Here is a 21,291-nt window from a genome sequence, read left to right on the forward strand (position 1 = left end):
TACGTGGCTGGTGGGCTCAATGCAACATGGACCTTAAAAAAAATTAATAGTTTATTCTAGGTTCTACCCACAAAGCCCCAAGGAGGATTAAAAAGAGAATTAAAAACACCCATTCTGAAACCCCGCTTTTCTCCTCTCCGGATTGCAAATCAATTTGATGACCAGCTCCTTCCCTGAAAAACTCGGCCAGAATCCTCTCAGATCGAACGGAATTCAATTCATTCTCCCCGTATACATACACTTCCATGGAGTCTGCCAATGAAACCCAGCCGGATTCTAAGGAGATAAATTGTGCTCTTTTAGTCAATGGATTGATCAGGTCATGTTGAAAATAAACAGTATCCCGGCTGAGCAAGATGGACTCCGCTTCCCTATTGATTCCGTTATATACTATTTCAGCAACTTGATTCGTAAATACCGGAGCTGAATGATTCCAGTTTTCAAGTTCACCAGGAGTGACTAGGGATAGAATTTCATTCCAAATCTGCTCATAAGCGAGCGTATCCCCACTTAGGTATTTAGGAAATGTCTGACTTAGTAAACTGAACCCAATTTTCAAATCACCCTGATCCTGAACAGCTACTGAATTCTCAAACAACGTTTTCTGCCCCGTTTTTGGAACAAAAGAATAGGGTAAGACCTCAATTCCTGATTCCAAAACTCGATACTCCTCGCTAGTACTTCTAGTGATCTCAAAGTTTGTTTCATAAAGCTCATTCAACGCCTTAACATCGGATTCTGGGTTCTGGGTATTAATCAATAAAATCCCTGCAATACCCGCATGTATATCAACATCCCCATGGCCCGATTGGAGTTGTTCTATATCACTGATCAGAATAGTCAATGAGTCCAATTCCTGGGTTCCGGAAGCGATTTCACTGGAGCGGGAAACTTTTATCTGTTCTTCTACTTTTGCTCCTTTTTTGATTAAATATTGGCTCAAGGCACGGACTTCAGGGTCAGGAAAGGAGAATTGGAGGCTATAACTTTTGGGTTTAGTAGCTTGAACAAAAAATCGGATTTCATCTTGAAGTGAATCATTCAAATAAAGTCCCCATTCATTCCTGCCTGAAATGTAAACTGGGAAATTAAACTCAACGATATTGGTACCGGCATGAAGAGAATCAAAAGCGATCCGTTGTTCAAGAATTTTGAGTTCAAGGAGAGATGGCTTATCCACCTGAATTTCACCTGCTATTTTTTGAACTTCTCCCTGATTAAGAAGACCTCTCCAATGGATATGCTCCACCTTATTTGGACTGGCACTTCGTATCCAATTCACTTTTTTCCCGACCAACTTATTCAACTCAAAGCCTGAATAGCCTTTCCCAATCAAATAGACAGGATTCCCCGTACCATTATACTCATCAATGGGTACCTCTCGCTTTAACACCAAGCTATCTTTAAGGAAGCGAATTCTTTCCTGAGGAATATCTTTGGAATACACCAACACTGGTTCAGAAGCCATCCTGGAGATCCAGGTAGGCTGGAATAGATAGGCAAGCAAACAGGTAGCAAAAATGATATTCAATAGAGACTTCGCCCATTTCCTGTAGTTGGAAATCTTCAAATTATAAATCCAAAACAACTGAAACCCAAGAACCAGGATAGTCAGGACAGAAAAAACGGTCAACCAGCCGATGGGTATGGAGGGATTAAAATTCATCATTTGATATGTTTCCAAAAAGCACGCTCCAAGTCCTGCTGCTGTAAATAAGAAGTAGACTTTCTTTCACCACTTACTGCGAAAGGATAGATGGATTCGAATAATTGAATTTTTCCTTCTCTGGAAATTTCACCTGAGGATAGTTGCTGTAATTCCAGTAACACCGACCAATCCTCCATGCCAGAGTATTGCATTTTAGCTGTCCATAACTTCCCAAATTCAGTAATGATCAACTGATCATTACCATTCAATTCATTTTTTGACATCAATCCGATCACTTGGGAAGCTAGCGGCCCAATTTTCTCCTGAAGGATCAACTGCTCCTTTCTTATCTGTTGGTCTAAATCATCTAATTCTCCAGTCAATCTTTTCTCCTCTTCTTTGATTGGAGGAGGGTCAAAACCAGTTCTCTTGACATATACTCGCGATTTTTGCTGCACGGATTTCAGATATTCCAAGGCCTTCTTTTCATATGGCAAGGCTTTCTCCGGTTCATATAATCTCAAGTAGAGTTCCGATTCCCACATTTGCTCCAAGGCCATTTTCAAAGCGCTTTTAGTAGATTCCTCAAAAAATGTATTGGTCTCTTCCTCTTCATGGTTATGCATATAAGCGCTTAACAAATCTCCCAATCCGGATTCATCTTCACTGACATGTTCTTCTTCGGAATGGCTCTCTTCAACTACTGTTTCGGAAGCACCAAGATTAACTGCCATTTCATGTTCTCCCTCTTCATCATGGGCATGCCTATACCCAGCCAAAATATCCCCATCATCTTCCACCATGGATCCACCTCCAGCAGAATTCTCAAATTCTTCACCTAGGTATTGACCATATCGTAATCGAAGTAATTTTTGATCATAGCCGATATTGTTGGAAGTTTCATTGAATGTTTGCTCCTTTAAACTACTGCGTTCAGCAATCAATTTTTCCGTATCGATAATAATTTGACGTTGACTTCTGAAATATTCAGGCAACACGTTAATGGCCATTCCTGCCATTTCAGTCTCTCCCAATCCGGAAGAATCAACGTATTTGATGAAATAAGTGTCTGATCTTGAATAATTAGATTCAGGTAATTTATTATCCTTTGCTGCCCAATAATAATACAGCTCATCCCCTTGTTGAAATTCCAAGGCATCAAAATCAAGTTGGACACTGACAGTAGCAGATTTAAAATTCCTTTCCACGAGATCGATCCTACTTTCACGAAACTTTACATTCTCTCCAGATCCTCTGGCCAAGGTAGCTACCAAGTACACCTCTTTCACGCTGAAATCATCAGAAACCCTAGCCTCCAGATTCATTACCTGTGGATCTTTCTGGAAATGAAACTTGTACACTTCCTTTTCAGAAGGCTGAATCAAAGGCACTTTATCCTCAAAAACTTCCATCGTGAAAAAAGAGGATTCAAATACTTTTTCTTCGCCTTGGTACCCTCGAAGTGCATAGATCCCTGATCCTAATGCCTCATCCTTTAAAGAATAGATTTGTTTCTCCTTTGTAAAAATCAATTCCTCTCCCTGAGAATTAACCATCGTCACATTCAATTGATCTGAATTGGAAAACTCAGCACTCCATGTGATTTCGGATCCTTTAATTGTCTTTATCTCCAGCGTATTTTGCTCTTGAACAGGCAGCCCTGTATAGGCAGGTGGGCGAACAGTCACTTGAAGTTCAGACAATGCCACAAGTGGGGCTACCTCCTCAGTTGCCAGGGTATTTCTTATTTCAGGTTGCAGCATTTCTTGATTAAAAGAGGAAGTCCAGTCCACAAAGCTTAAGGCAAACACCCCTGCACAAATCAGGAAAAACACCATAAACACCTTTAAGCCTTCCTGATAAATGGAAGGATACTGTTCAGGAACCTGTTGGTTGATCCGCTCCCACTGAAGTGTTTCCGCTAGATTTTTTTCTTTTTTGTCCAATAACTCAAGGCTGAATTCCAAGGCAGGTAAGCGCTCGTGAAGGATCTGTAAAGCATGGGATTTTTGATCTTTGAACAGCCCTTGGAAATAGGCTCCAATTGCAAATGAAATTATTGAAACAGAAAACGTAACAGCCAATGAATCTTGAAATGCATCAAACAACAATCCTGAACCCAGTCCTATAAACATGGACTTGATGAGTGCATTGACTCTTAGCTGAAGCTGAATTTGGTCTATATGTTTTTCAATTCTACTCATATCCCCCGCTGGTTAGAGTAATAACGTTCTGCCCCATAGGTGAGGACAAACAATGCTACCAGAACGATCTCAAAGCCAGACTTTTTATCTTCTTTGGGAGTCTCCTTGGCTATAAATCGGGACTCTATTTGATGTTGGGTCACTTCCGCGGACAAGGGTTGTATTCCAAGAAACTCCAGGAAGTTTACTAAAATAAATTCAGGAAGTTGGCCATTCCTGACCATCTCAGATTGATCAAAATTCAATTGCTCTTGAATCAAAACCACATTCTGATCCATCGAATACCCTTGATGGGAAACTAGAAAATAGAATGTGGATGGATCCAAATGATCAGGCTTTTGGGAATCGAAAACCAAATTCCCTTGGTCTTGTTGATCCGTTTCGACACACTTGATTTTCATCACTTCCGAAATTGAGTTCATTGCGGCCCGAATGGTGCTTTTCTCTCCCTCCCCTAGATTTCCTAGGAAATAGGATAGTTCGAGCAACTCTTTCTTGGATGGGTTCAAGGAGCTTGTACTACTTACTTCCAAAACCCCTAGTTCATTTTGTTCGAGCACATAGCTTGAATCAGCCTTTATGGATGTGAACGCCGGCTTCATTTTTGCGGATTTTGCAATATGAACAATAGGCTTCACAGGGCTTATGATCGGGATTTCAGGCAAATAGCTTTGGGAATTCGGCAGGTAGATATGGAGCTCGGATATTGGTCCTTCCAAGTTGTTCAAAGTCTCTTGCACCCCTTTTTCAACCAGCCAATTGGGATTTATTTCAGTAGTTACCTCGGACAATTCAGGTTCCAACCAAAACACTTCCTCTCCAGCGTCCATCGCCCTATCTATTTCAAATCTATATTCCTCAAAAACCTGTTGATCTGGGGTCACCAAATGTACTGTTTTGGTTTCATCAGGTAACAGCCAGAATTTAAGGATCAATTTTGAAAGCAACAACACCAATAGGGTCAACAGGATCAACCGTAAGAGCAATACCAGGATTTGATCTAAACGAATGGATTTAGAGGATTGATTTTCTTGCTCGGAAAGCCAGGCCATGGCTGCCCAGGAAATGGTCTTCCCCTTTTTTCCATTCCATAAATGAATGGCTATCGGGATGGACAAGCCTAACAATCCCCAGAGCAATATGGGTTGCAAAAACTCCATTAGAAAAAAGACCTTTTAGAAAGAAATTTAGAAATGACTGATACCATGGGTTCATCAATGGTTTCTTGCATCAAATGGATATTGGGCTGGTGAAATGCTTCTTTTAAGGATTTCAAATACGCATCAATCGCTTGATTATATTGCTTTTTTGCGGTCGCTCCATCCAAGGTAATCTCTCGATCACTTTCAAGATCCTTGAAAACAAAACTGCCTTTCATATCAAACGCTACCTCCTGTTTTCCTAAAAGCTGAAACAAAACAATCTCTTTTTGTGGATGTTTCATTTCTTCTACAATCTCCACCCATTCCTGGTCTTTTTGTAAAAAATCAGAAACCAATAGAATCAATTCCTTTTGTTTATTTTTCAATGCGGGAAAGGATTGCTTAGAAACTGGCCAAGAACCGGATGCTTCTTCAGACTCCAAACAATATAAAATACGCTGGAAGCTTTTTGGGGAAGGTGCCACTTTCTGAGTAAGCGTACCCTCGTGAAAAGTAAAATACGATAGGGAATCTCCCTGTAGATGGGCTAAATAGGCAATCGTAGCGATGATGTTTTTGGCATAATCAATCCGCCTCACCCCATTTTCTTCATAATTCATTGAGCCAGACAGATCGAGCATCAAGGTGATTTGTAAATGACTCTCTGTTTGGGATTCCTTAATCATGTATTTCCCAGATCTCGAGAAGTATTTCCAGTCTATTCTTTTGGGATCGTCACCAGGTTCGTAATATCTGTATTGTTCAAACTCAGATCCGGCTCCCACCCGTTTTCCAAGATGGATTCCTTGCTTTAGTTGTTCGCTGATGATCTTAGCAGACAACCTCAAGTTATTGAGTTTGATGATTTCCAGATTACTAGCTTGCATGTAGCGGGAGGGAATCTACAATTTGAGTGATCACCGCATCGGCTGCAACATTTTCCGCCTCTGCTCTAAAATGCAGTGATAATCGATGTCTCAATACCGGAAAGGCTAAGGTTCTGATATCTTCCGGGGTGACTGCAAACCTACCTTTCACGATGGCCCTAGCTTTGGCACATAATATCAAGGCCTGACCTGCACGGGTTCCTGCACCCCATTCCACATATTCACGAACCGCCTCGACTTGGGAAATATCAGGTCTGGTAGACCGGATCAGCTTATTGATATGCGCTAGTAATTTGGAGTCGATATGCACTTCCCGGGTCAGTTTTTGAAGCTTCTTCACCTCTGTGGCTGACAACACGATTTCAGGTTTACCCGAATAGGTACCGGTAGTTTTTTCCAGTACCTCCAGTTCCTCTTTTTCTGAAGGATAGGCTAGTTTGATATACAATAAAAATCTATCCAACTGTGCTTCCGGAAGTGGATATGTTCCGGATTGTTCAATCGGGTTCTGGGTGGCAATGATTAAAAATGGGTCTGGAAGTGGATGAATTTGCCCTCCATAAGTCACCATTTTCTCCTGCATCGCTTCTAAAAGTGCAGCTTGGGTCTTGGGTGGGGTTCTATTGATTTCATCCGCCAACACCATATTTGCAAAGATGGGACCTCGGTTAAACTGGAAGAATTTCTTTCCTGTTTCATGATCTTCCTCTAAAATTTCAGTCCCTAAAATATCCCCTGGCATCAAGTCCGGAGTAAACTGAATACGTTTAAACTGGAGCTCCATTACTTCAGAGATGGTCTTGACCATTAAGGTTTTGGCTAAGCCTGGAACCCCTTCCAGCAAGCAGTGACCTCCTGCAAGCAACGTAATAATGATCTCATCCAGAATTTCTTCCTGGCCCACGATCACTTTAGCAATTTCTTTTTTCAGCAGCGGAATCTTCTCTACCAACTCCTTGTACTCTGCTAATTCTATATTTTCCAATACGTGTTAGGTTAAAGCATAGACCACTATGTTGACACCAAACTTGGTGTTATCAACTTTGAGGAAGCGCTTGTTTCTAAAATCATAGTCCCATTCGCAACCATAATCTTTATTACTATAAAGGACTCCTATCCTTCCATTGATCATGATGGCTTTGAGATAGTCATGGACTAAATCATCGCCCCAGCCATTCAGTTCGAAGGATGTGGCTGGAGGGCCATCTTCAAATTTGAAGAAGCAATTATAAATCCAGTGGTCATTTGGGATTTTTTGTAAAGCATCCGGGCCAAATATCTCTGCCATTTCTGCTTCGAAGGATTTTGCAAAGAGCCCATCAATATCATGGTTGCAATCATCTGCAAAGACGAATCCTCCGTGCTCAACATACGTTTTAAAATTGGATCGCTCTTGAGCCGAGAAATCCACCAATTTATGCCCACTTATGTAGCAAAAGGGGCTTTTGAATAATTCAGGGCTGCTCAACTCCACCACCTTTTCGGTTTCATCCACTGGTATGGTCGTGTAATCTACCAAAGAATGTATCAAATTGGATGGCATCCTTTGATCAGTATCCCAGTTTCCTGAATTGTATTTTATTCTTGTGAAAAAGAAAGGGCGCATGTAGTTGGTCAATTTTTCGATAGACAGTGAAAACGCAAGCAGTGAGCAGAACCTGATTCATGAAGATCGAAGGATGCTGCCCACTGCAAGTTTCACTGTTAGCTGATTTTAAACAGCATCAGATAAGCTGGTAAAGGTAAAGTCCCTGATTTTCATTGGAGGAACCATGCTACCATCCACTCGCTGAGGTTTGCCCATCGCTTCAATATTGTTAAGCATAATAATGGGGCTCTCGTTGAAACGGAAGTTTTTTACTGGAAACTTAATCTGTCCATTTTCAATATAGAAGGTACCGTCTCGAGTCAAGCCTGTGAATAGTAAGGTCTGAGGATCTACGGATCTGATGTACCAAAATCTCGTAACCAATACCCCTCTTTCAGTACTCTTGATCATATCGGCCAGAGATTGGTCTCCTCCTTCAAAAATGACTCCTCGAGGTCTTGGTACAGGTTCAACTCCTTGCTTCTCTGCCCAATACCTGGAATAGAACAAGTTTTTCACCACCCCATTTTCTACCCAATTGGTCTTGGTAAGAGGCAAACCGTCCCCACTCCACGGTGCAACAGGGATATCTGGATGCGTGGGATCTGAATAGATATTCACTCGCTCATCAAAGATTTTCTCACCAATTCTGGTTCCTCCTCCTTTTTTAGACATGAAGCTTCTCCCTTCATCCGCACTTCTAGCATCCAATCCAAATGTCAACCGGCCCAACAAATCCGAGGCAGCTCTAGGCTCCAAAATCACCGTATATTTCCCAGGCTCAATGGCTTGTGCATCTACGGAGGCCATTGCCTTTTGAACAGCTAGAGAGGTTACCGGTCCTGATTTTAAAAGACTCACGTCATTGTAATCAGAACCTGAATATCCGGATCCGGTTCCATCTGCGGTTCTTACTGTTACTGTAAAATCAACGGAGGTTCGCTTATTGTACCCAAAAAGACCTTTGCTGTTGCCGGTGGCAAAAAAGCCAGAAAAGTCTTCTAGGTAACCGGCCGCAGTTAGATTTTTCTCCGCACAGGGTTGAATACTATCTATTGCTACCTGTGCTCTATATTCAGGATCAATTTGATCCGTAGCCTCACTAAATGTATTGGTTTCCACATAGGTTTGAGGACCTAACATCGGCATATACTCAGGGTTTTCGGGTGCGAGTTGAGCGATCTCCTCTGCTCTCGCAACCGCCTTTTTCAAAGACTCATCGTCCAATTCATTGATGCTGGTGGAACCGGATTTTTTTCCAAAAACTGAGGTGATACTGAGACTGATGCTATTGGTTTCCCCACTGGTATTGACGGTGTTTCGGGCATACCGAATATTACCCGTTCTTCCTCCGGAAATGCTAACTTCAGTTTCATCAGCTTTAGCGTAGGAAAGAACTTTATCTATAATTTGTTTTGCTTCTTCTTTTGTTAAAATAGCCATTTCGATGATTTTAAAAGTTAAATCTTTCTTCCTGTGTTAATTACATTGACACCGTCAAATCGGGTAGTTGAACTACCATGAGAGACAGCTGAAACTTGCGAAGGCTGACCTTTTCCGTCAAAGAAAGATCCGAATAGCTTATAATCATCCTTGTCACAAATCTGGGAACAAGAATTCCAGAATTCCTGAGTATTCGATTGATAGGCTACGTCTTCTAGCATACCCACAATTTCTCCGTTTTTGATTTCGTAGAACAATTGTCCACCAAACTGGAAATTGTAACGCTGCTGGTCAATAGAATAGGAACCTCTGCCTACTATATAGACTCCTTTTTCCACATCTTTCACCATGTCATTGACACTCAACTTTTCTTTACCAGGTCTCAAGGAAATGTTTGCCATTCTTTGGAACTGAACAGACTCCCAGCTATCTGCATAGCAACAGCCATGAGACTCATTTTCACCCAGAATACTTACTTGATCTCTAATTGCTTGGTAGTTCACCAACACGCCATCTTTAATCAAGTCCCACTCTTTGGTTTTTACACCTTCATCGTCATAGGCAACATATCCCAAAGAATGGGGCTGCGTTTTATCTGCGAAGATATTTACTTTGTCAGAGCCGTATTTAAAATCTCCTGACTTCCATTTATCAAGGGTGGCAAAGCTTGTTCCAGCATAATTTGCCTCATAGCCCAATACTCGATCCAACTCCAGTGGGTGACCAACTGATTCATGGATGGTCAAGCCCAGGTGATCAGGGTCAAGTACCAAGTCATATTTACCAGGCACCACTGATTTTGCTGAAAGCTTCTCTACCGCTTGTTTTGCGGCAGCGGTTGCATCTTCGATTAAGTCATAAGAATTTCTGTAGCTCACCAATCCAGCTGGACCAGGGATCTTTTCAGATGCTAACCCATCTAAATATTCATAGCCCATTCCCATAGGTGCACTTAATGCTTGACGGCTTCTGAAATTACCCTCGGCTTTGTTTAAAGCAGTCACGGTAAAGTTTGGCCAAATCCTATGAACGTCCTGATCAATGTAAGAACCATCAGTAGAGGCAAAATACTTTTGTTCATTTACCATAAACAAAGCAGAATTGACAAAAGCAGCTCCGTTTTGAATAGCCGCATCATTTGCACTGAGCAATAAGTCAATCTTATCCTTCACGGGGACCTCAAAGGCATTTTTCTTAATTGGGGTTTGCCAGGAAACCTCACCTGCACCTTGGACTGGAGCAAGCTGCACCGGTTCTTTCTGAAGCTTTGAATTGGCTTTTGCAATCGCTACTGCCGTTTCCGCACATTTTTTTATTCCATCTGGACTTACATCAGACGTAGCTGAGAATCCCCAAGTACCTTCTGCGATTACTCGTATACCTACTCCAAATGATTCTGCATTGGTGATATTTTGAACATTTTTTTCCCGGGTGATTACAAATTGATTTAGGTATCTACCTATTCTCACATCTGTGTAAGTAGCTCCTTTTGCTTTGGCGGCATTGAGCGCAATGTCCGCTAAGACTTTCTTGGCAGCTACATCAATTCCAGGTTCCATTAATCTTTCCGCTGTCACGGGGTTTCCCATGGCCAGCATTCCAGGGGTCATTAGAGCGCCAAGGCCCATCCCTGAAAGGTGAATAAAATCTCTTCTTTTCAATTTACCTTCTGTTTAAATGATGGTGTATTAGTGATATTTGGTTTGATAGGGTTTTCTGTATAAAAATACCTTTAAAGATCAAGATGCCAATCGAATTATACAGTCACGGTAAATAAGCTATTTATCCCGCCATATTTTTTGTTTGGCAACCTTCAACTCCAATTTTTAATCAAAATATGAGGCTATATTCATTAAAAAATAACCTGAAAATAAAATTTTCACCATTTATTTAAGTTCAATTAACTCAATTTGACCCTTGATCAATCATTCAAACCGTTTTCAATTGATCTTTCTCTTTTTAAAAAACTGTGATGATTTCTCTTCAGATTCCTTTTTAATATGCTTAATTTTTCAGTGATTTTTGAATATAAATACCAAGCATGAAGCTACACACTATTTTAGGGGCCAATGGAAATATTGCCCAGATCGTTTCCAATGAACTGAATCTACACGGCATCCAAATCCGTCAATTCAGTAGAAACCCACAAAAGGAAAATGACTCTGACGATCTAGCTTCAGGAGATTTATTGGATAGCCTTGCAGTAAACAATGCCGTTTCCGGCGCTGAGGTGGTCTATCTTTTGGCTGGCATAAAATATAGCAGCAAAATCTGGGAGGAAGAGTGGCCAATCATTATGAGCAATACCATTGAAGCCTGTATTTCAAACAATGCTAAACTGGTCTTCTTCGATAATATGTATGCCTACGATCCTGATCAGATCAGCAACTTGACAGAAGAAACCCCATTGAATCCTAAAAGCAGAAAGGGGCAGGTAAGAAAGGAAATATTAGAGATGCTGTGGAAAGCGGTGGAAGAAAAAAAATTAACTGCAATGGTAGCCCGCGCGGCTGATTTTTATGGACCCAATGCTTCCAATAGTTTCCTGAATGAATTGGTGATCAAAAGAATGAAATCCGGAAAAGCTCCCCAATGGTTATATTCTGGCGATAAAAAACATTCCTTTACTTATATACCAGATGCAGGGAAAGCGACCGCATTTTTGGCTCTGCAAGAAGATTCCTGGAACCAAAGCTGGCACCTTCCGACTGACAATTCTTATCCTTCTGGAAATGAAATCACAGAATTTTTAAATAAGGAGCTTGGCACCAAGTTTAAACTTCAGGTCATGCCCTCCTGGCTGGTCTTTGTATTAGGGATATTCATGTCGATCATGAAAGAAATACGGGAATTAAAGTATCAATCTGCCGAAGACTACTGCTTTGATTCTTCAAAAATAGAGAAGAAGTATGGGCTAACACCCACTCCTTTTAAAGAAGGTCTGAAAGCCTGTATTTAATGTTATTTCTTTACCAGTTTTAATTTGTAAAGGATCATTCCGTCATCTTCTGTATCAGATAGATTTCCATCTTTTGATACTACTAATTCTCCTTGCTTATTGACTACCATTGGGTAGTCACTTGCTTTAGGAAATGGAAGGTCTACCGCCACCTGATTGAAATCCTGGTCAAAAACTGCTGCTAAATGTGGGTCTTTCTTTCTCCGCTCGAATCCAAAATTAGGGTCTTGCCTATTCATAGTTGCCAATACATCCTCTGAGATTCCTTTGGTATAAGTTGCAATATAATAAGACCCCACTTGGAACAGATTCGTCAAATTACCTGGTATTTTCTTGCTATACTCTTCAAAAAATTTCTCAGCTTGATCCTCAGAAACGGGATCATAATGCACCCAATTCGGAATATTCAACTCTACTGTCTGATCATAGTCAAAGTGATCCCCCTCCTGATTGTAAACATAGAATCGGGGTTCTATCCACATGCTCAACAAAAGCAACTCATCTGATTTGGTGTAAACAGGTATGGGAAATCCGTGGACTTGCCCATTCAGCAACTTACTTGTTTCCGGAAGCCGAACCACACCCAGGGTATCTCCAGTCGACTCATCAATTTTACTAAGGATTGGGAGTCTATATAATTTCTTGTAGAACTCCCCTTCATTCATATTAATTGCAAAGGTTTCTGGCCAAAGGGATGGAAAATAAACCTGATTGTTTTCCTTGAACACCCCCAATTTGGGATAAAACATGAAAATCTGATAGGAATATGGAATTTCAATCTGCCCCACTTTCAGAGAGTCTTCAAACTGGTAATACCCATTGGTAGGCGTTAAAACGGTTACGTTTCCATCGACATAACCTAAACCTAAGGCAGTTTCAACGGCATCTATTCCCTCTGAGTTAAATTGATGGTGATTCAAAATTTCTCCGGATCCCTCTACCTCTACATATTCATAATAGGTATCATTGGATAAAAGGTATTTGCCTTCTTCTGGATCATAATCCAACAACATCAAATCCCCAAGGTAATCTACTTCCAAAGAATCGCTTAACACGAGAGAAAACCCGAGCTTTTCATTTCCCTCGTTTTTATTAGCTGTACAAGAAAATGTCAATATGCCCAGAAACAAAAGCCCCGAACATTTTTCAAAAATTGGTTTCATCCTATTGTTTTTTGCCATGAAAAATTAAATCACCGATAAATCACCTAAGAACATAGGTATTTAATTTAAATTATAAAAATAAATCAACTAAAAGTAGGATGAATTTAATGCAATAGCCTTGCACCGTTCTTTTAGTATTTTAGTGTTTATAGAATTTATTTATGGGACACTCACATTCACACCATCACCATCCTTCAAGCGGTTCCAATCTCAAGCTGGCGTTTTTTATCAACCTCGCTTTTACCATTTTGGAAATCTTTGGTGGAATCTGGATTAATTCTGTGGCAATCTTATCGGATGCCATCCATGATTTAGGAGATTCTGTTTCGCTGGGACTGGCTTGGTACCTGGATAAAAAGTCCAAAAAATCAGCGAACGAACAATTCTCTTTTGGGTACACTAGATTTTCACTTTTGGGAGCCTTAATTAATGCTGTCATCTTGATTACGGGATCTTTTTTCGTGATATCAGAAGCCATCGACCGATTCATCTCTCCAGAGGTATCAGACGCCAAAGGGATGATCCTTTTTGCATTGCTTGGAGTGGCTGTCAATGGATATGCTGCCTGGAAGGTCAGCACGGGTTCCACCCAAAATGAGAAAGTGGTCAGTTGGCATTTGCTCGAAGATGTATTGGGATGGGCTGCCGTATTGATTGCAGGGATTATTCTCTATTTTAAATACATTCCTTGGCTGGATCCAGCTTTATCCTTGGGTATTTCACTATTTATCCTTTGGAACGTTTTCAAAAACCTCAAGGAGACTTTATACATTTTCTTGCAAGCTGTTCCAGCTGAGCTTTCACTGGAAGAAATTAAAAAGAAAATATGTCAAATCCCTCAAGTAGAATCCATTCATCACACCCATTTATGGTCTTTGGAAGGTGCTCATCATGTGTTCACCACACATGTGCGAATAAAGGAAGTTCATAGCCTGGAAGATGTATTGGAAGCGAAAGCTGCCATTAAAGAAGTTTTAAAATCCTATCCTTTCAGCCACTATACCGTTGAAGTGGAACTGCAAGAGGAGCGTTGCGAACTTACAGAACCTCATCAACATTAGATCCTAAGATTTTTTTGACCCGATTTTGAAGTTCCGGAATAACTTTTTCCTCAAACCAAGGATTCTTCTTTTGCCATAGGCGATTCCTTGGAGAAGGATGCACCAAAGGAAAATAATAAGGCAAATATTCCTGAAATGCTTTGACTGTATTGGTCAGATTCTCTTTTCTTTCTTTGGCTAAATAATAGGTTTGTGCATATTGGCCAATCAACAATACCAACTCCAACTCTTTCAAATGATGGATGAGTTTTGGATGCCAAAGCGGAGCACATTCCGCACGGGGTGGCAGATCTCCTTGTTTACCCTTGCCAGGGTAGCAAAAACCCATGGGCATGATTCCAAAAACCTGTTCATTGTAAAACTCTTCTTCTGTAACATCCAACCATCTTCTCAATTCCCTGCCGCTAGGGTCATTCCAAGGAATACCTGTCTCCTGCACTCGGGTACCAGGGGCTTGACCTACTATCAAGATTTTACTCTTTGGATGGACCGCAAAAACAGGTTTAGGATGAAAAGGCAATTCTTCCTTACAGACTATGCAGTTCTTGGCTTGGTTACAAATGGATTCAAACTTTCTCACCACACAAATTTCTAAAATCTTCAAATAAACTGTCATCAATGGGACATTATTCAAAATACAAAGGCTATTGGATGATATTGTAATTTTTTTTCAATAACTTAAGTAGATACATAATTGAATTACAAGTATTTGAAAACAACATTACCGAAATTAGGTTAATCCAATAGAACCGGATTGTTCGTATTTCTGATAGACTTTTTATCAACCAAATGACTTAAGAAATCATGAAAAACTCTTACCTGATTTTATCCTCAATCTTGATCTTATGTGCCTCCTGCTTTTCGCAGAAAGATTATGTAACCGAATATGATTACAATTATCAAGGCTCATTCAAAAAGTATAAAACCTTTGCTTTTGTGGTTCCGGATGAAATTGACACCACTTCTATCTCTCCTGTTTTAAATGCCACCATTGGGGCAAGATTGGGTTCGCAAGGCTTCCGAGAATATGAACAAAAGCCCGATATGCTGGTAAGCTATAAGATCTTTATGGATTCTATTCGGTATAGAGGGTATGTTCAACCAGAATTTGATTATTGGTTAAACAGGCGGGGTATCACCACCATCAATGAAGAAGGTGAAGAGGAAAAGGAACAAGAAAAAGATGAAACTTATAATCAGGTGAAGTATCAAGAAAACCAAGGCATGTTGGTCATTTATGTCATTGACAGTAAAAGAGGAAGTACTATTTGGCAAGGATATACTGCAGCAAACTTTGATGCATCCTCTCCTAACTTTCAATCCGACATCACCAGAGCTGCTTACCGAGTCATGAATGAATTCAAGGTTGTCAATAGGTATATGCAATAACCTCAGATAGTTATTAGGGAATATTCCTGTGCAATCTGTGGACTTAATCCACAATAAAATATGAAACCCCGATTCTTTCGGGGCTTTTTTTTGCCTAATTAATTCTCCAAAAACTAGCCGAAATCCACTCATACACCTCAAATAGACCAATTTTCAGTATTACTAGGATTAATTTTCTTTACTCCATTTTGGGACTGGCAATTGGTTTGGAACTAGTTCATCAAAACCAAGAAAACTGAACAATGAAAAAATCATTTATTATCACAGGAATTTTAGGAGCCACGATCATGGTTTCATGTGTTTCCAAGAAGAAATACACAGAATTAGAGAGTAATCTTTTTAAGACTCAAACAGAACTGGCCACTACGAATCAGGAAAAAGCTGAATTAGAGGAAAAGATGGCAATCATTGAAGCAAGAGTAGCAGAATACAATAACCGAATCAACTCTTTAAGAGCTGTTAATGATGAATTAAACAGCACGAATGCAAGCCTATATAGCATTGAAGGCTCTACGGTCATGTCCAAAAACTCCAAGACCAAGATGAATGAGACTTTGGCAATGGTGGATCAAGAAAAATTAGCTCAGGCCAAAACCTTGGAAGATTCAGTAAACTTAGCTGTAGAATACAACCTGAAGAAAAATATTACGGAGACTTCCGAAGAAGGTGATCAAGATGATGTTCAAATTGATATTGACCAAACTGTAGTGATGATTTCCGTATCAGATAAATTGTTATTCAATACAGGGAGCTACAGAATCAATAGTAAGGCCAACCCATTATTGCAAAAATTGGCTGAAGTAATCAATGCTGAACCAAGCCTACAAGTGATGATTGAAGGTCATACTGATCCAAGATCTATTTCAACAGGCGTAATCCAAGATAACTGGGATCTATCTGTGAAAAGAGCCACAAGCATCGTTAGAAAGCTTCAGGAAGAATACAATGTAGCTCCAGAGAAAATGATTGCAGCAGGCAGAGCGAGCTATATGCCGATCGTTGAAAATGACTCTCCAGAAAACATGGCGATCAACAGAAGAACTAGAATTGTTTTGATTCCAGATTTGGATATGTTCTTTGCAATGTTGTAAACTTCCCGATTACCAACACTACCAACCATAAAAGGCTGATCTCAATTGAAGATCAGCCTTTTTTTGCTAGAGTTCGTTTATTCTTTTATTTCTTTTAGTATTCTACTGTCAGGGTTCCCAAAGCATGTTTCATCAACACCTCTTGAAAATACAAGGTATAAATCGCCTGAGCCTGGTCTGCTTGTGCAGCTACCAATTGCTGATTGGCCGTAGATAGGTCCACAAAATTGGATAAACCTAATCTAAATCGCTCACGAACTGCCAACAGAGCTTCTTCTGCAGCCAATACCTGAACCTGGGTATTCTTTTCATTTCTTACCGCAGCCTGGTAATTAATATAGGCAAGCTTAACCTCTTGATAAATCTTTCTATCCAAAGATTCCTTTTGAAGAATTTGGTTTTGATACGCTACTTTCCTTCTTCCTACTTCCAACTTGGTTTGAAGGTTATTGAAAATTGGAATTTGTAAGTTCAAACCTAAAACTTGTTGAGGGTAAATTTTCAACAATTGCTCACGCAATGTCCTATCATCCAAAGAAGTAAAGAAGGTATTGTAATTATAAAAAGCACCGATTCTTGGATAATACATCGCTTTCATGGCTTTCACACTTTTTTGTGCTGATTCCACCAACATCTCTTGCTGGTCTAAATCTGACCTACTATCCATAGCCAATTCATACAGTTCGTTGACGCTTAGCCCGTCAAACGTGACCGTAGTAGCCAATGGGTCCACAGAATCCAGTTCCGGTACCACAGTAGGTTCCAGCATCAGGTATTCTGATAAATTCCAAAGGTCTGTTTCCAATTGAACCTGAGCTCTCACAGCGACAGACTCCAATCTTGCCACTTCTGATTCCTGATTGTATTGATCGGATAAGGTTCTCAGACCGGCATCTACAAAACCAGTGATCTGTTCTAATTGCTGTTTCTGATTATCCAGGTTTTCCTTAGCTATTCTATAGAGTTCCCCATCCAGCAATACTTGTAAATACCTTCTAGAGACCTCAAATACTACCTGTTGTGCTGCTCTTTCAAGCCCCTTCTCTCCTGCCAAATAAGATAATTTTGAAGATTGCGTATCTAATAATCTTCTACCAAAGTTGAACACAGGCATATTCAGGTTCACTCCAGAGGAGACAATTTCATTGGTCACGTTTGTCACCACAATTTCCCCTTCAATTTGTTGAAATTGCTGCCCTCTTTGCTGTTGAAAGGAGGTACTTAGATTCGCACTTGGGAAATGAGAGGCCAAAGCCGATTGCTTTTGCCTTTTCAATACCTCCATTTGGTTGGACTGGATTTGAAAATCCAGGTTTTTGGAAAGTGCAATATCTACTGCTTGCCGAAAGTCCAGTTTAAGGGTGTCTTGGGCTTGAACTCCTCCTAAAGTACTTATCAGGAGTGTAGCTCCTAAAATATAGTTACGCATGGGTAATAACTTCATCTTGATCAATTTTTCCATCCAGCATTTGAATCAACCTGGTACCAAAATCCGCATTTTCCCTGGCATGGGTAGCTTGGATTATGGTCGTGCCTTCCTTGTGAAGCTCCTGGAAAACCTGCATGATTTCCTGAGCTTGTCCAGAATGTAAATTACCAGTCGGTTCATCCGCTAAGAGTATTCTTGGTTTTCCGGCTATTGCTCTGGCAATACCAACCAATTGTTGTTGCCCTCCTGATAGCTGGGCAGGGAATAGGTCTTTTTTGGCTACCATATTGAATCTATCCAATAAGTCTGCAATGATACTTTTTCGCTCATTGGAGGATACTTTTCTATATAGAAGTGGAGTTTCAATGTTTTCATAAACGGTCAACTCATCAATCAAATGATAGGCCTGGAAAATGTAGCCGAATTCTGATTTATGAAGGGCAGATCTATCCCGATCCCTCATTTTGTTGATATTATTGTCTCCAAACCAATATTCCCCAGAATAGTCCTCATCTAACAAACCAAGAATATTGAGTAACGTTGACTTACCGGCACCGCTAGGTCCCATCAACGTAACAAACTCTCCCTCATTGATGGTAAGGTTAATTCCTTTGAGAATAAAAATCCTTTGAAAGCGGGATTCTATGTACTTATCAATTTCTTTAAGTTGAATCATTCTGTTTTAATGAAATAGGTATTGTGTGTAATTAATCACTTTTTAATGTTTTTGCCGGATTCAATGAATACACCTTCCAGCTTCTATAGGCAATGGTAATTAAGGCCAATAAGAATACGACAGCAATCGAAATCACAAATGGCCATATAGATTGAGTGGTTCTATTTGCAAAGTCCTGTAACCAGGAATTGGAAAACCAAATCCCGAAGCCGATCGCCAAAATAGCTGCCACCGACAATAGTTTGAGAAAATCTGCAGCAAGCACCCCCACCACATTTTGTTGGGTAGCTCCCAGCACCTTTCTAATACTGATCTCTCTGGTTCTTCTTAGGGCTACATAACTAACCAACCCAAAGAGTCCCATGCAGGCAATGAAAATGGCAATTCCTGAAAAGACTCCAAAAATCAATCCTGCTTGTTGTTCAGAATTATACATATGAGCATAGGCTTGATCCACAAATACGGGATTGAAAGGCCGCTCTGGTACCAACCTCTGCCAAACATTCTCCAAAGTAGCCAAATGAGTTGCAGGGTTCCCTACCGGAAGTTTTACCAAGAGCACGTTCGCCTGGTCAGGATCATTAAATATGACTAGTGGCCCCACTTGATGATGCAAAGAATTGAAATAAAAATCCTTTACCACTCCTTTCACTTCTGAGTTGGAATTAAAGCCAACATTGATGGTTTTGCCTACTGCTTCTTCTACTGTCCAGCCCATTTCTTTTACGGCCGTCTCATTCAAAATCACGGTATTACGGTCATCTGATTTTTCCAATTCACTTCTTTTTGGATCTGTTTCAGAAAAATTATTACCTGCTATCAAATCCAAATCAATGGTTTTGATCAGATCGGTATCTACAGAATATCCAGTAATCATGAATTCTCGCTGATTATCACCACCAGGGAAAATTTTATATCCTGCTTTGATGTGTACCGGCATGTCAGCAGCACGGGAAATGGAAGTAGCTGCTCCTGACCTCAACAGTTCATTCTTGAGGGTTTCTATCCCACCTCTCATGTTGTAGTGGTAGCTCAACGAAACTAAATGCTCCTTGTCATACCCCAGGTTGATTTCTTGCATGTAATCCAATTGGTTTTTCACCACCATGGTGGAAATCAAGAGACCAATGGAAACAAAGAACTGAAAAACCACCAATGTTTTTCGTACCCATGCGCCTCCTCCCATTTTGGTCTTGTTGGCCAAGGCTTTAATGGGCTCCATTCCAGAAAGGATCAAAGAAGGATATAACCCGGCCAATACTCCCATCAATGCCACAAAAGCAAGAATCAACGTGACTCCTAGTGGAGTTACCAAAAGGTCTAATCTCAAAGGAACTCCACTGATCGAAGAAAATTTGGGAGAAATCAGATAGAGCGCCAAAATACTGAGTAGCGTAGAGGCAAAAGTCAATAGCATGGATTCGGAAACAAATTGTCCAAATAATTGGATTCTTCCTGCTCCCATGGCTTTCCTCAAACCAACTTCTTTATTTCTTTCTGTGGCTTCAGCAGTAGCAAGATTCACATAGTTGATCACCCCAATTGCGATCAGTAATAATGCAACAATTCCAAAAATATATAAATAACGAATATCAGTCCCTGGCTTAATTGAGTCCAAAGCCTGATCTCCAAGATGTATATTGGTCACAGGTTGAAGGAAAAAGGCAGTTTCATATCCATACTCTGCCAATTCTTTGCCTAAATACTTATCGACTAGCTGTGCTAATTTACCTTCAAAAACTTCTGGCTCTGTTCCGGGCTTCACCTTGACATAGGTATAATAATTACTGGGAGACCACTCCGGATCTCTACCATGCCTATGGGTCTTAAACGAAGCTAAAAAATCAAAATCAATATGGCTGTTGGATGGAAAGTCCTCCATGACCCCAGAAATCACATAATCATCATTGTCTATTTTCAAAGCTTGACCTTGAGCTGCATTGGCATTCCCAAAATATCTTTCTGCGGTGCTTTTGGTCAACACCACTTGATTGGGTTCTGAAAAAGCCTGTAGTGGATTTCCGGAAACCATTTTAAAATCAAATACCCGATAGAAGTTTTCATCTACATAGGCAAAAGCTGACTCCTCTTGGTTTCCTTCCCCTGCATCTACCATCACAGTAGAAAAAATACTGATATCAAAAATCAAGGTTCCGGTTTCTGCCTCAGGTATTTCCTCTAAAATGGAAGGCACCAAACTGGAAGGTGTAGTAGACACCAACTGCGATTCCCCATCAGATTTGAATTCCTGATTCATTTTATAAATCCGGTGATAATCCGAATACATCGTATCATAACTCCATTCATGATGGATATATAGACAAATAGCCAAGAAACTTACCACTGCGATGGTCAGGCCCAACAGATTGATTCCAGTATACAGCTTTCGCTTCTGGAGATTTCTAAAAGATACTTTCAAGTAATTTTTCCACATGGCCAAAAAAGGTTTGATTTAGGAAAATTGAATTTTAATGAATTGTCATGTTCTTCCAACACAAAAAATAAAGGTGAATTGAACACACCTTCGGCTTTTGTGATCCTACTGCTTTCTTTCCCAGTTTTGTGCCATAAAAAAAAGCCCCTGAAATAACTCCAGAGGCATTTTTTGGTA

General features: G+C 40.3%; 17 protein-coding genes. 4 read left to right on the forward strand and 13 right to left on the reverse strand.

The genetic code is table 11. The features are described 5' to 3' along the window. Positions 1–43 precede the first annotated feature (43 nt). From BUR11_RS10605 to BUR11_RS10640, 8 genes are all read right to left on the reverse strand, one after another. A complete protein-coding gene (locus BUR11_RS10605; protein WP_074224784.1) occupies positions 44–1,669 on the reverse strand; it encodes a hypothetical protein in 1,626 nt (541 codons plus the stop codon). Next, on the reverse strand, positions 1,666–3,852 hold the full coding sequence (locus BUR11_RS10610) for a hypothetical protein (RefSeq protein ID WP_074224785.1): 2,187 nt from the start codon (positions 3,850–3,852) through the stop codon (positions 1,666–1,668). Before BUR11_RS10610 ends, BUR11_RS10605 begins: the two co-directional genes overlap by 4 nt. Continuing rightward, positions 3,849–5,012 carry a BatA domain-containing protein gene (locus BUR11_RS10615; RefSeq protein ID WP_074224786.1) on the reverse strand — a complete coding sequence of 388 codons (1,164 nt, stop codon included), beginning with the start codon at positions 5,010–5,012 and terminating at the stop codon, positions 3,849–3,851. Before BUR11_RS10615 ends, BUR11_RS10610 begins: the two co-directional genes overlap by 4 nt. Continuing rightward, a complete protein-coding gene (locus tag BUR11_RS10620) occupies positions 5,012–5,881 on the reverse strand; it encodes a DUF58 domain-containing protein (protein ID WP_074224787.1) in 870 nt (289 codons plus the stop codon). Before BUR11_RS10620 ends, BUR11_RS10615 begins: the two co-directional genes overlap by 1 nt. Continuing rightward, positions 5,871–6,866 carry an AAA family ATPase gene (locus BUR11_RS10625; protein WP_074224788.1) on the reverse strand — a complete coding sequence of 332 codons (996 nt, stop codon included), beginning with the start codon at positions 6,864–6,866 and terminating at the stop codon, positions 5,871–5,873. The genes BUR11_RS10620 and BUR11_RS10625 overlap by 11 nt, the downstream gene beginning before the upstream one ends. Positions 6,867–6,872: 6 nt before the next feature. Further along, complete coding sequence (locus BUR11_RS10630; protein ID WP_074224789.1) at positions 6,873–7,487, reverse strand: DUF4159 domain-containing protein; 615 nt, start codon at positions 7,485–7,487, stop codon at positions 6,873–6,875. A 108-nt stretch (positions 7,488–7,595) separates the two neighbouring features. Continuing rightward, positions 7,596–8,912 (reverse strand): TldD/PmbA family protein, encoded by a 1,317-nt coding sequence (locus BUR11_RS10635; RefSeq protein WP_074224790.1) that lies wholly within the window; start codon positions 8,910–8,912, stop codon positions 7,596–7,598. Positions 8,913–8,929: 17 nt separating this feature from the next. Then, a complete protein-coding gene (locus BUR11_RS10640; protein ID WP_074224791.1) occupies positions 8,930–10,573 on the reverse strand; it encodes a TldD/PmbA family protein in 1,644 nt (547 codons plus the stop codon). A 380-nt stretch (positions 10,574–10,953) separates the two neighbouring features. On the opposite strand from BUR11_RS10640, the gene BUR11_RS10645 reads away from it, so the two are divergent. Beyond that, complete coding sequence (locus BUR11_RS10645; RefSeq protein WP_074224792.1) at positions 10,954–11,871, forward strand: NAD-dependent epimerase/dehydratase family protein; 918 nt, start codon at positions 10,954–10,956, stop codon at positions 11,869–11,871. Between the two features lie 2 nt (positions 11,872–11,873). Here BUR11_RS10645 and BUR11_RS10650 read toward each other — a convergent pair whose 3' ends face one another. Continuing rightward, complete coding sequence (locus BUR11_RS10650) at positions 11,874–13,034, reverse strand: hypothetical protein (protein ID WP_074225213.1); 1,161 nt, start codon at positions 13,032–13,034, stop codon at positions 11,874–11,876. A gap of 161 nt (positions 13,035–13,195) precedes the next feature. Here BUR11_RS10650 and BUR11_RS10655 point away from each other — a divergent pair, with 161 nt between their 5' ends. Beyond that, a complete protein-coding gene (locus BUR11_RS10655; protein WP_074224793.1) occupies positions 13,196–14,095 on the forward strand; it encodes a cation diffusion facilitator family transporter in 900 nt (299 codons plus the stop codon). Here BUR11_RS10655 and BUR11_RS10660 read toward each other — a convergent pair. Continuing rightward, the gene (locus BUR11_RS10660; RefSeq protein ID WP_074224794.1) at positions 14,073–14,711 is read right to left on the reverse strand and encodes a uracil-DNA glycosylase family protein; all 639 of its coding nucleotides are present in this window, start codon (positions 14,709–14,711) and stop codon (positions 14,073–14,075) included. The genes BUR11_RS10655 and BUR11_RS10660 overlap by 23 nt on opposite strands. A gap of 188 nt (positions 14,712–14,899) precedes the next feature. Here BUR11_RS10660 and BUR11_RS10665 point away from each other — a divergent pair, with 188 nt between their 5' ends. Together BUR11_RS10665 and BUR11_RS10670 are read left to right on the forward strand one after the other, a co-directional pair. Beyond that, a complete protein-coding gene (locus BUR11_RS10665; protein ID WP_074224795.1) occupies positions 14,900–15,484 on the forward strand; it encodes a DUF4136 domain-containing protein in 585 nt (194 codons plus the stop codon). A 242-nt stretch (positions 15,485–15,726) separates the two neighbouring features. Further along, positions 15,727–16,575 (forward strand): OmpA/MotB family protein, encoded by an 849-nt coding sequence (locus BUR11_RS10670; protein ID WP_074224796.1) that lies wholly within the window; start codon positions 15,727–15,729, stop codon positions 16,573–16,575. A 94-nt stretch (positions 16,576–16,669) separates the two neighbouring features. On the opposite strand, the gene BUR11_RS10675 is transcribed toward BUR11_RS10670, so the two are convergent. From BUR11_RS10675 to BUR11_RS10685, 3 genes are read right to left on the reverse strand one after another with little or no spacing between them, the layout of a single operon-like run. Beyond that, positions 16,670–18,019 (reverse strand): TolC family protein, encoded by a 1,350-nt coding sequence (locus tag BUR11_RS10675; protein ID WP_234982144.1) that lies wholly within the window; start codon positions 18,017–18,019, stop codon positions 16,670–16,672. After that, a complete protein-coding gene (locus BUR11_RS10680; protein ID WP_074224797.1) occupies positions 17,997–18,680 on the reverse strand; it encodes an ABC transporter ATP-binding protein in 684 nt (227 codons plus the stop codon). Before BUR11_RS10680 ends, BUR11_RS10675 begins: the two co-directional genes overlap by 23 nt. Positions 18,681–18,711: 31 nt before the next feature. Then, positions 18,712–21,114 carry an FtsX-like permease family protein gene (locus BUR11_RS10685; RefSeq protein ID WP_074224798.1) on the reverse strand — a complete coding sequence of 801 codons (2,403 nt, stop codon included), beginning with the start codon at positions 21,112–21,114 and terminating at the stop codon, positions 18,712–18,714. Positions 21,115–21,291 lie beyond the last annotated feature (177 nt).

It is taken from the genome of Algoriphagus halophilus, assembly GCF_900129785.1.
Lineage (GTDB): Bacteria > Bacteroidota > Bacteroidia > Cytophagales > Cyclobacteriaceae > Algoriphagus > Algoriphagus halophilus.

Bases quoted from the DNA above. Each gene is read 5' to 3' on its own strand.
- BUR11_RS10605 (WP_074224784.1), bottom strand. From the start codon at position 1,669: ATGATGAATTTTAATCCCTCCATACCCATCGGCTGGTTGACCGTTTTT.
- BUR11_RS10610 (WP_074224785.1), bottom strand. From the start codon at position 3,852: ATGAGTAGAATTGAAAAACATATAGACCAAATTCAGCTTCAGCTAAGA.
- BUR11_RS10615 (WP_074224786.1), bottom strand. From the start codon at position 5,012: ATGGAGTTTTTGCAACCCATATTGCTCTGGGGATTGTTAGGCTTGTCC.
- BUR11_RS10620 (WP_074224787.1), bottom strand. From the start codon at position 5,881: ATGCAAGCTAGTAATCTGGAAATCATCAAACTCAATAACTTGAGGTTG.
- BUR11_RS10630 (WP_074224789.1), bottom strand. From the start codon at position 7,487: ATGCGCCCTTTCTTTTTCACAAGAATAAAATACAATTCAGGAAACTGG.
- BUR11_RS10635 (WP_074224790.1), bottom strand. From the start codon at position 8,912: ATGGCTATTTTAACAAAAGAAGAAGCAAAACAAATTATAGATAAAGTT.
- BUR11_RS10645 (WP_074224792.1), top strand. From the start codon at position 10,954: ATGAAGCTACACACTATTTTAGGGGCCAATGGAAATATTGCCCAGATC.
- BUR11_RS10650 (WP_074225213.1), bottom strand. From the start codon at position 13,034: ATGAAACCAATTTTTGAAAAATGTTCGGGGCTTTTGTTTCTGGGCATA.
- BUR11_RS10655 (WP_074224793.1), top strand. From the start codon at position 13,196: ATGGGACACTCACATTCACACCATCACCATCCTTCAAGCGGTTCCAAT.
- BUR11_RS10660 (WP_074224794.1), bottom strand. From the start codon at position 14,711: ATGACAGTTTATTTGAAGATTTTAGAAATTTGTGTGGTGAGAAAGTTT.
- BUR11_RS10665 (WP_074224795.1), top strand. From the start codon at position 14,900: ATGAAAAACTCTTACCTGATTTTATCCTCAATCTTGATCTTATGTGCC.
- BUR11_RS10670 (WP_074224796.1), top strand. From the start codon at position 15,727: ATGAAAAAATCATTTATTATCACAGGAATTTTAGGAGCCACGATCATG.
- BUR11_RS10675 (WP_234982144.1), bottom strand. From the start codon at position 18,019: ATGAAGTTATTACCCATGCGTAACTATATTTTAGGAGCTACACTCCTG.
- BUR11_RS10680 (WP_074224797.1), bottom strand. From the start codon at position 18,680: ATGATTCAACTTAAAGAAATTGATAAGTACATAGAATCCCGCTTTCAA.
- BUR11_RS10685 (WP_074224798.1), bottom strand. From the start codon at position 21,114: ATGTGGAAAAATTACTTGAAAGTATCTTTTAGAAATCTCCAGAAGCGA.